The organism is Cellulomonas flavigena DSM 20109 (genome assembly GCF_000092865.1).
Lineage (GTDB): Bacteria > Actinomycetota > Actinomycetes > Actinomycetales > Cellulomonadaceae > Cellulomonas > Cellulomonas flavigena.
This window is the reverse complement of record NC_014151.1, coordinates 355,098-367,768: the sequence shown is the minus strand read 5'-3', so window position 1 is coordinate 367,768 and position 12,671 is coordinate 355,098. Positions and strand designations below refer to the sequence as shown.

Annotated in this window: 17 protein-coding genes; 6 read left to right on the top strand and 11 right to left on the bottom strand. The window is 75.5% G+C overall.

Annotation, left to right across the window (positions count from 1 at the left end):
- Positions 1-40 precede the first annotated feature (40 nt).
- Both CFLA_RS01680 and CFLA_RS01675 read left to right on the top strand, forming a co-directional pair.
- Positions 41-664 carry a hypothetical protein gene (locus CFLA_RS01680; RefSeq protein ID WP_013115584.1) on the top strand — a complete coding sequence of 208 codons (624 nt, stop codon included), beginning with the start codon at positions 41-43 and terminating at the stop codon, positions 662-664.
- Positions 661-1,182, top strand: coding sequence for a GNAT family N-acetyltransferase (locus CFLA_RS01675; protein WP_013115583.1), 522 nt, complete (start codon positions 661-663; stop codon positions 1,180-1,182). The genes CFLA_RS01680 and CFLA_RS01675 overlap by 4 nt, the downstream gene beginning before the upstream one ends.
- Positions 1,183-1,278: 96 nt before the next feature.
- On the opposite strand, the gene CFLA_RS01670 is transcribed toward CFLA_RS01675, so the two are convergent.
- The 5 genes from CFLA_RS01670 to CFLA_RS01650 all read right to left on the bottom strand — a co-directional run bounded on the left by CFLA_RS01670 (position 1,279) and on the right by CFLA_RS01650 (position 4,582).
- A complete protein-coding gene (locus CFLA_RS01670) occupies positions 1,279-1,704 on the bottom strand; it encodes a pyridoxamine 5'-phosphate oxidase family protein (RefSeq protein WP_013115582.1) in 426 nt (141 codons plus the stop codon).
- A 19-nt stretch (positions 1,705-1,723) separates the two neighbouring features.
- Positions 1,724-2,590, bottom strand: a complete 867-nt coding sequence (locus CFLA_RS01665) for an AraC family transcriptional regulator (RefSeq protein ID WP_013115581.1) — start codon at positions 2,588-2,590, stop codon at positions 1,724-1,726.
- 120 nt (positions 2,591-2,710) lie between these two features.
- The gene (locus tag CFLA_RS01660) at positions 2,711-3,079 is read right to left on the bottom strand and encodes an HNH endonuclease (RefSeq protein WP_013115580.1); all 369 of its coding nucleotides are present in this window, start codon (positions 3,077-3,079) and stop codon (positions 2,711-2,713) included.
- 56 nt (positions 3,080-3,135) lie between these two features.
- Positions 3,136-3,570 (bottom strand): HIT family protein, encoded by a 435-nt coding sequence (locus CFLA_RS01655; RefSeq protein WP_013115579.1) that lies wholly within the window; start codon positions 3,568-3,570, stop codon positions 3,136-3,138.
- Between the two features lie 76 nt (positions 3,571-3,646).
- The gene (locus CFLA_RS01650; RefSeq protein WP_013115578.1) at positions 3,647-4,582 is read right to left on the bottom strand and encodes an alpha/beta fold hydrolase; all 936 of its coding nucleotides are present in this window, start codon (positions 4,580-4,582) and stop codon (positions 3,647-3,649) included.
- Between the two features lie 51 nt (positions 4,583-4,633).
- Between CFLA_RS01650 and CFLA_RS01645 the strand changes: the two genes are divergently transcribed.
- Positions 4,634-5,641, top strand: a complete 1,008-nt coding sequence (locus CFLA_RS01645) for a helix-turn-helix transcriptional regulator (protein WP_013115577.1) — start codon at positions 4,634-4,636, stop codon at positions 5,639-5,641.
- 60 nt (positions 5,642-5,701) lie between these two features.
- Positions 5,702-6,685, top strand: a complete 984-nt coding sequence (locus tag CFLA_RS01640; RefSeq protein WP_013115576.1) for a DUF2332 domain-containing protein — start codon at positions 5,702-5,704, stop codon at positions 6,683-6,685.
- 31 nt (positions 6,686-6,716) lie between these two features.
- Here the strand turns inward: CFLA_RS01640 and CFLA_RS01635 are convergent, their stop codons facing one another.
- From CFLA_RS01635 to CFLA_RS01620, 4 genes are all read right to left on the bottom strand, one after another.
- Positions 6,717-7,082: a nuclear transport factor 2 family protein gene (locus CFLA_RS01635; RefSeq protein ID WP_013115575.1), complete on the bottom strand. Its 366-nt coding sequence runs from the start codon at positions 7,080-7,082 to the stop codon at positions 6,717-6,719.
- Positions 7,079-7,951: an alpha/beta hydrolase gene (locus CFLA_RS01630; RefSeq protein ID WP_043598680.1), complete on the bottom strand. Its 873-nt coding sequence runs from the start codon at positions 7,949-7,951 to the stop codon at positions 7,079-7,081. Before CFLA_RS01630 ends, CFLA_RS01635 begins: the two co-directional genes overlap by 4 nt.
- Before the next feature lie 24 nt (positions 7,952-7,975).
- The gene (locus CFLA_RS01625) at positions 7,976-8,650 is read right to left on the bottom strand and encodes a VOC family protein (RefSeq protein WP_013115573.1); all 675 of its coding nucleotides are present in this window, start codon (positions 8,648-8,650) and stop codon (positions 7,976-7,978) included.
- A 140-nt stretch (positions 8,651-8,790) separates the two neighbouring features.
- The gene (locus CFLA_RS01620; RefSeq protein ID WP_013115572.1) at positions 8,791-9,249 is read right to left on the bottom strand and encodes an Lrp/AsnC family transcriptional regulator; all 459 of its coding nucleotides are present in this window, start codon (positions 9,247-9,249) and stop codon (positions 8,791-8,793) included.
- Positions 9,250-9,334: 85 nt separating this feature from the next.
- Between CFLA_RS01620 and CFLA_RS01615 the strand changes: the two genes are divergently transcribed.
- Both CFLA_RS01615 and CFLA_RS01610 read left to right on the top strand, forming a co-directional pair.
- Positions 9,335-9,766, top strand: coding sequence for a rhodanese-like domain-containing protein (locus tag CFLA_RS01615; RefSeq protein ID WP_013115571.1), 432 nt, complete (start codon positions 9,335-9,337; stop codon positions 9,764-9,766).
- 29 nt (positions 9,767-9,795) lie between these two features.
- A complete protein-coding gene (locus tag CFLA_RS01610) occupies positions 9,796-10,479 on the top strand; it encodes a histidine phosphatase family protein (RefSeq protein WP_013115570.1) in 684 nt (227 codons plus the stop codon).
- A gap of 46 nt (positions 10,480-10,525) precedes the next feature.
- Here CFLA_RS01610 and CFLA_RS01605 read toward each other — a convergent pair whose 3' ends face one another.
- Entirely contained in the window at positions 10,526-11,392 is an 867-nt protein-coding gene (locus tag CFLA_RS01605) for an alpha/beta fold hydrolase (protein WP_013115569.1), read from the bottom strand.
- 166 nt (positions 11,393-11,558) lie between these two features.
- Entirely contained in the window at positions 11,559-12,665 is a 1,107-nt protein-coding gene (locus CFLA_RS01600; protein WP_013115568.1) for a lytic polysaccharide monooxygenase, read from the bottom strand.
- Positions 12,666-12,671: the final 6 nt, after the last annotated feature.

The following is a 12,671-nucleotide window of genomic DNA, read 5'->3' as shown; positions in this document are numbered from 1 at the left end:
GCCACCCTAGCTTTCCGGGGGTTCCCACTAACCTCAGCGCGTGACCAGGCAGGACGCACCGGGGGCCGCTCTGACGAGGCGCACCCCCGCGCTCGTCGCACTGGGGCGCGCGGCGCTCGTCATGGCCCCGGTCCTCTGGGGGTTCGGGGTCGTGCTCGGACCCGACCCGGCCGGGCCCGACCCGGGCAAGGCGTACGTGGTGACGGCGCTCTGCCTCGGGTTCGTGAGCCCCTGGCTGCTGCTGCCCGTCGGCACGACGAGCCACACGACCCTGCGGGGCAGCACGCTCTCCGTCGTGACCGTGCTCGGCACGCGGCACGTCGACCTGGACGACCTGCACCGCATCGGGGCCCTGACCGTCCACTGGAAGACCGGCAGGGACCGCTACGCGTACCTGCGCGGCCCGGGCCTGCGGGTGGCGTGGGTGCTCCTCGAGGACTCCTCGTCGCTCGCGGGCCGCGTGCGCGGCCACCTCGTCCGGACCTCGATGGCACGACCGGGCGTCGTCACCGCGCGGGGGCGGGCGCTGCTCGGGGTCGACCCGGTCCCCGGGCGCCTGCGGCGGCTCGCCCAGGAGTCGTGCGCGTTCGCCGTCGGCTTCCCGCTGGTCGTCTGCTGGGCGGGTGCCGTGGCCTACGTGCTCACCCGGGGCGTCGCCCTGTGAGGGCCGAGTCGCTCGTGCTGCGCCCGCTGACGACGGCCGACGAGCACGAGGCCTGGCAGGCGCACGCCGAGCTCGCGCGGGAGGGGTTCGACTTCCTCCTCGACGCGCGCCCCGGGGACTGGCCCGGCTACCTGCGCCGGCTCGCTGACGACCGCGCCGGCGTCGACCTGCCGCCGAGGTACGTGCCGGCGACGTTCCTCGTCGCGGACGTCGGCGGCGTGATCGTGGGACGCGTGCACGTGCGGCACGCGCTGACCGAGGCGCTCGCGCGCGTCGGCGGGCACATCGGCTACCAGGTCCGCCCGGCGCACCGGCGGCGCGGGTACGCGACGGCGATGCTGGCGGCGGCCCTCGACGTGGCCCGGGCAGCGGGTGTCGAGGACGCGCTCGTGACGTGCGACGACGACAACGTCGCCTCGGCGCGGACGATCGAGCGGTGCGGTGGGGTGCTGCAGGACGTGGTTCCGGCCGCGGGCCGCTCGGCGACGCGCCGCTACCGGGTGCCGACGAGCCGCTGACGTTCGGCCGCCGCATCGACCCGCAGGAGTGGTCACGTCGGCGACCCGGGGCGTGCGACGTGGTCGAGGGAGTGACCACTTCCTACGGGCGGAGGACTACCAGCGCGCCTCGCGGACGACGGGGGTCGGGGCCGACGCGTCGTACACGCGCACCCAGCGGGGCGTCACCGCCACGACGACGTACCCCTCGGCGAGCGCGCGCGAGCCCGGCAGCTGCGCCTCGTAGGCCGCCGCGAGCCGCACGCGCTCGTCGCCCTCCGCGACGCGCGCGTCGCCCTCGACCTGGACGGTCACGTCACCGTCGAGGCCGAGGGCCACCGCGACGCGCGGGTCGCGCCGCACGTTGGCCACCTTGCGGGCGTGCTCGGCGCTGTCGACGACGAGCGTCCCGTCGTCGAGCGCGGCCACACCGAGCAGCGCGGCCTGCGGGTGCCCGTCGTCGCCGCGCGTCGCGAGCACCGCCGTGGGGTGCGCCCGCACGAACGCCGCGAGAGCGGCCGGGTCCGCGGGGTCGGGCACCATCCCGTCAGGCTAGGGCTCGTCAGCCCGCCTCGACCGGTAGCCACAGCTCGACGGTCGCGGTGGAGAGGTCGGCGGCGCGGTCGAGCACCGCGACGACCTCCGGGCCCTGGCGCAGCCGCCACGGGTTCGACGGGAACCACGTCGTCGCGGTGTCCGCCCACAGCGCCTGCAGCGCGGCGGGGTACGGGCCGGTGGCGCGGAAGACCGCCCAGTCGCCGGCCGGGACGTCGATCACGTCGAGGTCCGCCGGGACGTCCACCGCATCCGTGACGGCCACACCGTGCAGGTACGTCAGCTCGGTGCCCTCGCGGCGGTCGGGCTCGAGGTCGGTGCTGACCGCGAGCATACCGCCCGGCTCGGTGTCGGCGAGGTCCTTGAGGCGCTGGTGCTCGGCCGGGTCGAGCGACGCGACGTGCTGCTGGATCGCGGGGTTCACACCCTCGTGCACCAGCGGGACGCGGGCGGCGTGGCCCACGAGGCGGACGGCGGGGCGGGAGGCGATGCGGACGTCCATGGGACGGGCTCCTTCGACGGTCAGACGGAAGACGAGACGGGCCTGGCTGCGGAGGGGACCACCGTCACGACGCACCTGCGCCGGCGCGACGCCGTGCACGGCACGGAACGCGCGCCCGAACGCCTCCGCCGAGCCGTACCCGTGCCGCACCGCGACGTCGAGCAGCTCCGCCCCGGCGACCACGTCGGCCGCCGCGACGGTCATGCGCCGCCGGCGCACGTACTCCGAGAACGGCATGCCCGCGAGCGACGAGAACATGCGCCGCAGGTGGTACTCGGTGGTGCCGAGGCCCGCGGCGGCGCGCGCCAGGTCGACGTCCGCGGCGAGGTCCTGCTCGACGAGGTCGACGAGCCGGTTGAGCGAGGCGATCACGTGGTGCTCCCTTCCGCGTCCACTGTGACGCGCGCGGCCCGGGGCCCGCCCGATCGTCGGTGCCCGATGCGGTCGGGCCACCTGCGGCACCCGTCCCGCCGACCGGAACCCGGCTCGCCGTCAGGGGGCGCTGTCGGTATGGGGGGTTCCGGTGGGCGTCAGGACAGCGCGCACCTCGACGTGCCGCAGCAGGAACGTCCGCTCGTCGAGCTTCTTGCGGCGCAGCCAGGAGACGACCTCGGCGTTGCACTTGCTCGCGTTGCACGGCCCGCACGCGGGCACCACGTTGCCGAGCGTGTACCGGCCACCGCGGGAGATCGGCAGGACGCAGTCGCGCTGCAGCGGGCGGTCGGTCGCGCCGCAGTACGCGCAGCCGCCCCACGCGGCCCGCAGCGCCTCCCACTGCAGGTCGGTGAGGTCGTTGTCGACGAGGGCGAGCCGGCGCCGACGACGACGCGCGACGCGGACCCGGCGGGTGGCGCCGGCCATGCGCCGAGCGTAGGAGGCGGGGCACCCGCGGCTCGCGCGGCGCACCGGTGAGCGCGTCAGCGACGCTCGAGCGCGTCCCGGACGATCCGCGCGTCCTCGTCGAGCAGCGCGCGGGCACGCTCGTGCGCCGTGTGGTTCAGCGTCCACCCGTCGCCCTCATGACGCGGGATGACGTGCAGGTGCACGTGGAACACGGTCTGGAACGCGACCACCCCGTCGCACAGCAGCAGGTTGATGCCGTCGCACCGCAGCTCCGAGCGCCGCAGGGTGCGGGACAGCTCGTGCGCGACCTCCCACATGTGCGCGCCCGTCGCGACGTCGAGGTCCTCCAGGCCGACGGCGTGCCGGCGCGGGACGACGAGCAGGTGCCCGCGCACGACGGGGTTGAGGTCCATCCACGCGACGACGGTCTCGTCCTCGTGGACGAGGCTGACCTCGGCCCGTCCCGCGACGATCTCGCAGAAGATGCACCCGGCCGTCTCGTGCGTCATGGCGCCACGGTCCCAGGACCACACGTGGTGCGCCACGTGATTGCAGCGCCACAGCCCGGTCGCGTCGGCGCGACGGTCAGGCCACCCCCTGCCGTCCCAGCCACTCGAGGAGCAACCGCGTGACCTCCTCGGGTCGCTCCTGCTGCACCCAGTGCCCGCAGTCGAGCGTCACCTCCTCGACGTGCGGCACGTACCGGGCCAGGTCCTGCCCGCGAACGACGGTGTCCTGCGCGCCGTAGACCATGAGCGCGGGCTGCCGGACGACCGGGTCGACGTCGGCGAGCAGCTGCCAGTCGCGGTCGAGGTTGCGGTACCAGGACAGGGCGCCGGTGAAGCCCGTCCGGCGGAACGCGTCGACGTAGACGGCCAGGTCGGCGTCGCTCATCACCGGCTCGCCGCGCGGGTGCTCGTCGCGCGCGACGTCGAGGAGCATCATCCCGGGGGTCGGCGACGCGGGAGGGGTGCGGTACAGGTTCCGCAGGAACCGTGCCGGGTCCGCGTCGAGCACCGCGTCGGCGACGCCGGGCCGCCGGTCGAGGTGGACGAAGTAGTGCTCGTCGCCGAACCACGTCGCCATGGCCTCGACCCACGGCACGTCGCCGCGTTCGACGTACGGCACGCTCAGCGCGACCACCGACCGGACCCGCTGCGGGTGCAGCAGGGCCAGCCACCAGACGAGCATCGCGCCCCAGTCGTGCCCCACGAACGTGGCGTCCTCGATCCCGAGGTGGTCGAGCAGGCCGACGAGGTCACCCGTGAGGCGCGTGACGTCGTACGCCTCGACGTCGGTGGGGCGCGACGACCTGCCGCACCCCCGCTGGGTGGGGACGATCACGTGGTAGCCCGCCGCGACGAGCGCGGGCAGCTGGTGGCGCCAGGAGTACGCGAGCTCGGGGAAGCCGTGGCACAGCACCACCGCCGGTCCGCCGTTCTCGCGGCCGGCCTCGTGGACCTCGAGCTCGACGCGGCCGACGGGCACGAGCGTGGACGGGGGGAAGGGGATCTGCGTCATGCCCGCATGCTGCGGGGGTGAACCGGTCATCCTCCGTCCGGTTTGCACGGCATGCTCGTCGACGTGCGCGCGGACCGTCTGGTGGCCACCCTGCTCCTGCTGCAACGACGCGGCCGGGTCACGGCCGCCGAGGTCGCCCGGGAGCTCGAGGTGTCCGAGCGCACCGCGCGACGCGACCTCGACGCGCTGGCCGTGGCGGGGGTGCCGCTGTACTCGTCGCAGGGCCGCGGTGGCGGCTGGCGGCTCGTCGGCGGTGCGCGCACCGACCTGTCGGGGCTGACGGCCACGGAGGCGCGTGCGCTGTTCCTCGTCGCCGGGCCCGCCGCGCCCGCGACCCCGGCCGTGCGGACGGCGCTGCGCAAGCTCGTCCACGCGCTGCCGGCGACGTTCCGCGACGAGGCCGAGGTGGCGGCGGCTGCGCAGGTCACGGACGCCGACGGGTGGGACGGCCCGGCGCCGCCGGACCCGCCCGGCGCCCTCGACGACCTGCGCGACGCGGTGGTCCGACGCGTGCAGGTTCACCTCGGCTACGTCGACGCGCAGGGCTGCGCGACGGCGCGGACCGTGCACCCGCTCGGCGTCGTCGCCAAGGGCCGGGCCTGGTACCTCGTCGCCGGCACGGACGCCGGGCGCCGCACGTTCCGCGTCGACCGCGTGACGTCCGTCGAGCCGACCGGCGACCCCACGCAGCACCCACCCGACTTCGACCTCGCGGCGGTCTGGCGCGAGATCACCGACGAGGTGGAGCTGCGCCGTTCGCCCGCGCAGGCCACGGCGTGGTGCACCGCCGACGGGCTGGTTGTGCTGCGGCGCGCGTTCGGTAGTCGGCTCGCGGTGGGGGCCGCCGCCGACGACGGGCGGACCGAGGTCGTCGTCCGCGGCCGCGACCCGCAGGTGCTCGCGGGCGAGCTCGCGGCGCTCGTCGCGTGGGTCGAGGTCACCGGGCCGCCGGAGGTGCGCACCCACCTGGCGACGCTCGGTGCGACGCTCGTCGAGCGCTACGGGGCAGGAGTGGTCACGCCGACGACGCCGGACCGCGAGGAGTGGTCGGACCGTTGACCACGTCCGTGGCTCCGCCACGCGTGCGACCGCACCACGTCGTTCCGTCATCCTGTGCCCATGGACCCCGCCATCCACCGCGGCGAGAGCGCCGTCGCCGACGCCTATCGCGCCTTCGCCGAGCAGGAGGCGCGTGGGGTGTCCGCGACGTACGAGGCGTGGGCGCTCGGCATCAGCGCGGACCCCGAGCTCGTCGACCTGGTCGCCGCACTGCCGCCCGGCAAGCGGCAGCCGAACCTCGTGCTCGCCGCCGCCCGGCGGCACGGCGCCGCGGGCGGGTACGACGCGCTGCGCTCGACGCTGCTCACGTGCTGGCCACAGGTCCGCGCGACGGTCCTGAGCCACGCCACGCAGACCAACGAGGCCAACCGGTGCGCCGTCCTGCTGCCGTTCCTCGCCGCGCTGCCGCAGCCGCTCGCGCTGCTGGAGGTCGGGGCGTCGGCGGGCCTGTGCCTGCTGCCGGACCGGTACTCGTACCGCTACGACGACGGCACCGCCCTCGACCCGGCGGACGGCTCGTCCGACGTCGTGCTGCCCTGTGCGCTCGGGCCCGGGACGACCGCGCCGGGCCGGCTGCCGGAGGTCGTCTGGCGGGCGGGCGTCGACCTCGACCCCATCGACGTGCACGACGCCGACAGGTGCGCGTGGCTGGAGGCCCTGGTGTGGCCGGAGCACGACGACCGGCGAGCCCGCCTGCGCGCGGCGCTCGACGTGGCACGGCGCGACCCGCCACGCGTCGTGGCCGGCGACCTGCTCGACGTGCTGCCGTCGCTCGCGGCCGAGGCGCCGCGCGACGCGACCCTCGTCGTGCTGCACAGCGCCGTGCTGGCGTACCTCCCCGCGACGGCCCGGGCGGCGTTCGTCGACCTGGTCGGGACGCTGCCCGGCCACTGGCTGAGCTACGAGGGCGCGCGCGTGCTGCCGGCGACGACCCCGCACGCGTCGGCCGACGCGACCCGCAGCTTCGTCGTCAGCGTGGACGGGGTGCCGCGCGCGCTCGCCGACCCGCACGGACGCGCGCTGGACGCGATCGGCGGAGCGTGAAGCGTTGTTGCCGGATTCCGGCAGCAACGCTTCACGATCCGGCCGGCACCCGGGTCCCCTGGTGGAAGCGCATGCGCCACGCGCCGGCGTCCCGCACCCACACCGAGCTGCGCAGCGACGCCGGCGGGCCCACGACCCGGTAGGCCAGCAGGACCACGTCGTCGGCCAGGACCGTCGTCGCGTAGTCCGTCCCCTCGCCGCTGACGCCCGGGTCGGCCGCGAGCGCCGCGACGATGAAGTCCCGCGTGTACACCTGCCCGTTCGCCCCGAACTCGACGAAGTCCGGGTGCAGCAACGCCTCGACCTGCGCCGGCCGGGCCCGGACCTGGGGGTCCAGCAGACGCTGCTCCCCCACCACGACCTCCCGCAGGTCGCCCTCGCTCACACCGTCGCTCACGCCCGCTCCTCTCGCAGCGCCCACCGCAGGGCGTCCGGCAGCAGCACACCACCGTGGTTGGGGCTGTGCCCGCCGTCCCCGACGACGAGCCGCACGTCGTACCCGGCCTCGGCGAGCGCGGCCGCGACGCGCAGGTTCTCGGCCAGCCAGTTGCGCACGGGGGCGTTCCAGCCGAGGTCCCGGTGGCCCGCCTGCAGGAACACGCGCAGGGGACGGCGCGGTGTGCGGGCGAGCAGGTCCGGGTACGGGTTGCCGCCGGGCATCTGCGCGAAGCTCGACAGGAAGCACACGGCGCGCCGGAACCGGTCGGGGCGCAGCCAGGCGGCGGTGAAGGCCGCGTTGCCGCCGCTGCTGCCCCCGCACACGCCCCACCGCTCGGGGTCGTCCGTGACCGCGAACCGCTGCGTGACCAGCGGCATCACCTCGTCGAGCAGGAACGTCACGTACCGGTCGTCGAACGCGTCGTACTCGACGTTGCGATGTCGCGGCGGCGCGGCGTCCGCCGGCGCACCCGTCGAGGGACCGGACCGCACGCCCGGGTCGACGAACACGCCGATCGTGAACGGGACGTCCCCGGCGTGGACGAGGTTGTCGAGGACGATGCCGCCGCGCACCTCGCCGTCCGGGTCGAGGTACCACCAGCCGTCGTTGAACACCATGACGGCCGCGGGCGGCGGCGGGCCGTCGTGCGCGGGGACGTGGACCCACACGCGCCGCGACGTGCCGGGGTAGGCCGTGCTGTCGTCGAGCGCCAGCTCCAGGGTCGTCCCCGCCGGCACGCCGGGGCGCGGCGAGGAGTCCGGGCCGTGGGCGTAGACGACCGGGGCGTCGTCGAGCGGCAGCGGGCGGTACGGCACCGGGGAGGACATCCTCCGGAGCGTAGGCGCCCGGCGTCAGGCCACGCAGAGGATTCCCGTGTTGCCGTCCTGGTCGGCGACGACCGTCAGCCCCGGCGCCCTGCTGTCGTCGACGACCGTGCCGCCCGCCGCGACGACCGCCGCGAGTCGCTCGTCGCGCACCTCCGCGGGCACGTACACCTCGACGTGGAAGCGCTGCGGCTCGCCCGTCGCGTCCCCGAACCACAGGTTCGGCAGGCGGCCCTTCGGGTCGCGGACCTCGTCGCTCGGCGAGCCCAACCCCTGGCCGGCCGGGTCCCCCGTGAGCAGCACCGCCCACACGGGGGCGATCGTCGCGGACCTCGCCGTGTCGAGGCCGAGCTCGACCTGGCTGACCGACGCCGGATCGGCCGTCAGCGCCTGTGCCGCTGCGACGTCGGTGATGCTGCGGGCCAGGTCGAGGTCCCGCTGCGTCACCCACTGCACCACGTGCACGGTGTCCCCGTCGCGGAACGTCGCGTCGTCGCTGACGACCTTGAGGTCGACGAACCCACGGCCGATCGTCACGCGCGGGTGGTGGCCCAGCGCGTCGCCCGCCTCGCCCAGGGCCGCGACGAAGCGCACCGCGGCGCCGAAGTCGTCGACCAGGTAGCGGGCGTGCAGGCCCTGGGCCAGCGGGCGCCAGTCGACCAGCGCCGCCCTCTCGAGCTCGTCCCCGAACAGCGCGTCCATGCGAGTGCCCCTCTCGACTTCCTGGCGCCGGCGTCCAGCCGCGGAGCGGCTGCGTCCCACGTGCGGCTCCTCGGCCCGACGCTACGGGCGGCCGCCCACACCCGGCCAGGACGTGGACCGTGTGGTCCGAGGGCGCCGCGTCAGGCCGGCAGCAGGTTCCGGCGCGGCACGGTCGTCGAGTACACGACGCTGGTCGTGATGCCGCCGAGCGTCGCGAGCTTGCCGGTGATGCGCTCGAGGTCGGGCATCGACCGGGCGATCACCTTGATGACGAAGCAGTCGACGCCGGTGACGTGGTGGGCCTCGACGACCTCCGGCGTGGTGTCGACGAGCTCGTGGAACGGCCGGTAGTTGCCCGACGGGTACGCCAGGCGCACGAACGCCATGATCGGGTAGCCCAGCGCCTCGGGGTCGACGGTCGCGGCGTAGCCGGTGATCACGCCCGCGTCCGTGAGACGGCGGACCCGGTCGGCCGTCGCGCTCGGCGACAGGGACACGGCGCGCGCGAGGTCGGCAATGCTGACGCGCCCGTCGCGCTGCAGGTGCTCGAGGATGCGGTGGTCGGTCGCGTCGAGGTCGATCCGTGGAATCGGCGGCATGGCGCGCAACATACCGGCGGAACGACGGCCGCGGGGACGATCCGGCGTGCATCGCTCCTGGTCAGCGCGGGCGCGCCTCGGTTCGATGGACGCCATGCAGACCTCGATCACCGCGCGCGACTTCTTCGCCGCCAAGCTCACGTACGAGACCGACCCCGCCGACCTCGCCGCGGACCGGGCCGCCGGGCGCGCCCCCGTGGTCGTCGACGTCCGCTCGGAGGCCGGCTGGCGTCAGGGCCGCATCCCGGGTGCCGTCCACGTCCCCGGCGCCGAGCTGTCCGCCCGGGCCCGCGACCTCCTGCCCGACCTCGACGCCGACGTCGTCGTGTACTGCTGGGGCCCGGGCTGCAACGGCAGCACGTGGGGCGCGTACGCGCTGGCCGAGCTCGGGTACACGCGCGTCCGCGAGCTCGTCGGCGGGTTCGAGTACTGGGCGCGCGAGGGCTTCGCGATAGTCACGGACGACGGCCGCACGCGTCGCGACCCGGACCCCCTCACCGCCCCGGCCGGCCGTTGACCGCAGCACCGCCCGGCAGGATGACGGGCATGACCGACGCGTTCCCTGCCCCGCCCGTCCCCGGCGTCGTGCCGCCCCGCGTGCGGACGCTGAGCGTCGTGACGCACCCGGAGGCGACCCACCACGTCGACGGGCTGGTCGGCGGGCAGTTCGACTCCGGCCTCACACCGCGCGGCGAGCGGCAGGCGGCGGCGATCGCGGCGGCGCTGCGTGACCGGGTGGCGCCCGGCGCGTCGGTCGCCGTCGTCACGTCCGACCTGCGCCGCACGCGCCGCACGGCCGAGGTGGTGGCCGACGTGCTCGGCGTCGCGCCCGTCCTCGACCCACGGCTGCGGGAGAAGTCGTACGGCGAGGCGGGCGGGCGGCCGCAGGCGTGGCTCGACGCGCGGTTCGTCCCGCCGCCCGCCGTGGGCGACCGGTTGGGGCACCACGACGGGCCGGCGGGCTCCGAGACGCGGCTCGACGTCGCCGTGCGCGCCTACCGCGCGACGACCGACGCGCTCGGCCTCGACGTCGACGAGCTCGTGGTCGTGACGCACGGGTTCACCGCCGGGCTCGTCGTGGCCGCGTGGATCGGCATGCCCGTCGAGGCGGCCGGCCACGTCGCGTTCCCCGTGCCGTCGGGGAGCATCACGACGCTGCGCGAGGACGGGTTCTTCCACAACCGCGCGGTGGTGACGGTGGGCGACGTGCGACACCTGGCATCGGCCTGACGCGTGAGGCGTTCGGGACGCCTGACGTCCCGAACGCCTCAGGGCGTCACGACCCCGCCAGCACCTCCCGCAGGCGCGCCGCGAACGCCTCCGGCTGCCCCGGCATGCCGAACTCGTCACCGAGGAACCCGCCGTGGTTGCTGGGGAACACCGCGACCTGCGTGCCGAGCCGCTCGGCGAGCGCGTGCGTGGTGCGCCACGTGACGATCCCCTCGCTCTCGATGCCCGCTGCGAGCACGACGCGCGTCGCGGACGACCGCAGCGCCTCGACGTCCGGCTCGTAGGCCACGACCTGGTCCGACGCGTCGGACAGCAGCGGGTCGTCGCGCGAGCCGTCGTCGTCGCCCGGCATCCCGAACGTCGCCGGGTCGGGCAGCTCGGTGAGGAAGTCCGCGGGGAACGGGCCCTGCCAGGACGTGAACGCGATGAACGCGGCCATGCCCCAGCCCCACCCGCGCTCGGCGTACGCGGCGTCGACGCGCGCGGACGCGGCCCGGGCCTCGGCCGCGTCGGGCAGCACCTCGATCAGCGGCGGCTCGTGCGCGACGACCGTCCGGACGTCCTGCGGGTGGGCGGTCACCCACGCCAGCGCGGTGATCGCGCCGCCGCTGCTGCCGAACAGGTCGACGGGCCCGCCGCCGAGCTCGCCGACGAGCGCGTGCAGGTCCTCCGCCTGGACGCGCGGGTCCTGCGCGGTCGAGCCGTCGGTGCGCGTGCTGCGTCCGAGACCTCGCGGGTCGTACGTGACGACGGTGCGGTCGGCGAGGTACGACGCGAGGGTGCCGAAGCCGCTGGCGTCCATCGGCTGCCCGATGAGCACGAGGGGCGGCTGCCCGTCGGCAGGCGGCAGGGGCCCGCGCACGTCGTACACGATGCTGGCGCCGGGCACCTCGAGGGTGCGGGTCTCGGTCATGGGGGTCCTCCGGTGGTCGCGGGTGCGTGCCGGTGTCGACCTGCGCCGCCTGACGAACTCATCGGCCCCGCCGAGCGCGCGAGCGCGGCACTCCGCCGCCGAGCGCGGTACTCCGACGTACCGCGCTCGGCGATCGGGTGCCGCGCTCGGCGGGGCGGAGCGGGCGTCAGGCGGCTGCGCAGGTGGCGGTGAGACCGTCGGGGCTGCCGCTGCCGAGGAAGCCCACGCCGGCGGTGCCGCCCGCGGCGACCGTGCCGTTCCAGCCGGCCGCCGTGATGGTGCTGCCCGTGGCGGTGCCGTTCCACGCCTGCGTGATGGTGGCGCCGGGGACCGTCACCGTCCATCCGTCCAGCCCGCCGGACCCGGCGGTGACGGTCACGGTCGCCTGGTAGCCGCCCTGCCACGCGCTGACGACCTCGATCGCCGCGGTGCAGGCACCATCGGCGGGCTGCGTGGGCGCCGGCGTCGTCGGGGCAGGCGTCGTCGGGGCAGGCGTCGTCGGCGCGGGAGTGGTGGGTGCGGGCGTGGTCGGCGTCGGGGCCGGTGTGGTGGGCGCGGGCGTGGTCGGCGTCGGGGCCGGTGTGGTCGGGGACGTCGTCGGCGTCCCACCGCCACCGAAGGTCACGTCGCTGCACTGGTAGTACGGCTGGTCGAGGTGGCTCGCCTGCCAGATCGTGAAGACCACGTGGTGCCCGGTGCGGTCGCGCGGCACGCTCACGTCGGTGACGTACGGGCTGGACGTCGCGTAGCGGCCGGTGGTCTTGACGAGCTCGAGGTCCGCCCACGTCAGGGCCTCGGACCGGGCGTCGTAGCCCTGCTTCGTCACGTAGATCTTCAGGTAGTCGGCACCGTGGTTGGACGGGTCGTGGAGCGTGAGCCGGAAGTCGTGGTCCACCGGCGTCGTGCGCCACGGGCCCGGGTCGTCCGCCGCGGCGTACAGCGGGTTGTCCGCCGAGCAGAGCTTCCCGTCGGGGATCGACTGCTCGTGCTGCCCGGCGGCGCCCTCCTTGAACATGCCGTTCCAGTTCCACATGGCCTGCGGCTCGCTCTGCCACGCGTCCCAGCACTGCGGGTCGGAGGTCGCCATGGCCGGGTCGGTGAAGTTGCTCGCCCATCGCTCCCAGCAGCCGTAGATGCGCGACGGCGGGTCGGACACGGCACCGTGGGCCGACGCGGGCGCGGCGAGGGCGATCGAGCCCACGACCGTCGCGGCGCCGATGGCGAGAGCGCCGCAGGCTGCGGCGACGCGGCGCAGGGGCGAGATGCGGGACATGGTCCA

Coding starts and splice junctions, on each gene's coding strand:
- CFLA_RS01600 (WP_013115568.1), bottom strand. CDS start 12,665: ATGTCCCGCATCTCGCCCCTGCGCCGCGTCGCCGCAGCCTGCGGCGCT.
- CFLA_RS01615 (WP_013115571.1), top strand. CDS start 9,335: ATGGACGCCATGCAGACCTCGATCACCGCGCGCGACTTCTTCGCCGCC.
- CFLA_RS01610 (WP_013115570.1), top strand. CDS start 9,796: ATGACCGACGCGTTCCCTGCCCCGCCCGTCCCCGGCGTCGTGCCGCCC.
- CFLA_RS01655 (WP_013115579.1), bottom strand. CDS start 3,570: ATGACGCACGAGACGGCCGGGTGCATCTTCTGCGAGATCGTCGCGGGA.
- CFLA_RS01660 (WP_013115580.1), bottom strand. CDS start 3,079: ATGGCCGGCGCCACCCGCCGGGTCCGCGTCGCGCGTCGTCGTCGGCGC.
- CFLA_RS01640 (WP_013115576.1), top strand. CDS start 5,702: ATGGACCCCGCCATCCACCGCGGCGAGAGCGCCGTCGCCGACGCCTAT.
- CFLA_RS01630 (WP_043598680.1), bottom strand. CDS start 7,951: ATGTCCTCCCCGGTGCCGTACCGCCCGCTGCCGCTCGACGACGCCCCG.
- CFLA_RS01605 (WP_013115569.1), bottom strand. CDS start 11,392: ATGACCGAGACCCGCACCCTCGAGGTGCCCGGCGCCAGCATCGTGTAC.
- CFLA_RS01645 (WP_013115577.1), top strand. CDS start 4,634: ATGCTCGTCGACGTGCGCGCGGACCGTCTGGTGGCCACCCTGCTCCTG.
- CFLA_RS01625 (WP_013115573.1), bottom strand. CDS start 8,650: ATGGACGCGCTGTTCGGGGACGAGCTCGAGAGGGCGGCGCTGGTCGAC.
- CFLA_RS01670 (WP_013115582.1), bottom strand. CDS start 1,704: ATGGTGCCCGACCCCGCGGACCCGGCCGCTCTCGCGGCGTTCGTGCGG.
- CFLA_RS01620 (WP_013115572.1), bottom strand. CDS start 9,249: ATGCCGCCGATTCCACGGATCGACCTCGACGCGACCGACCACCGCATC.
- CFLA_RS01650 (WP_013115578.1), bottom strand. CDS start 4,582: ATGACGCAGATCCCCTTCCCCCCGTCCACGCTCGTGCCCGTCGGCCGC.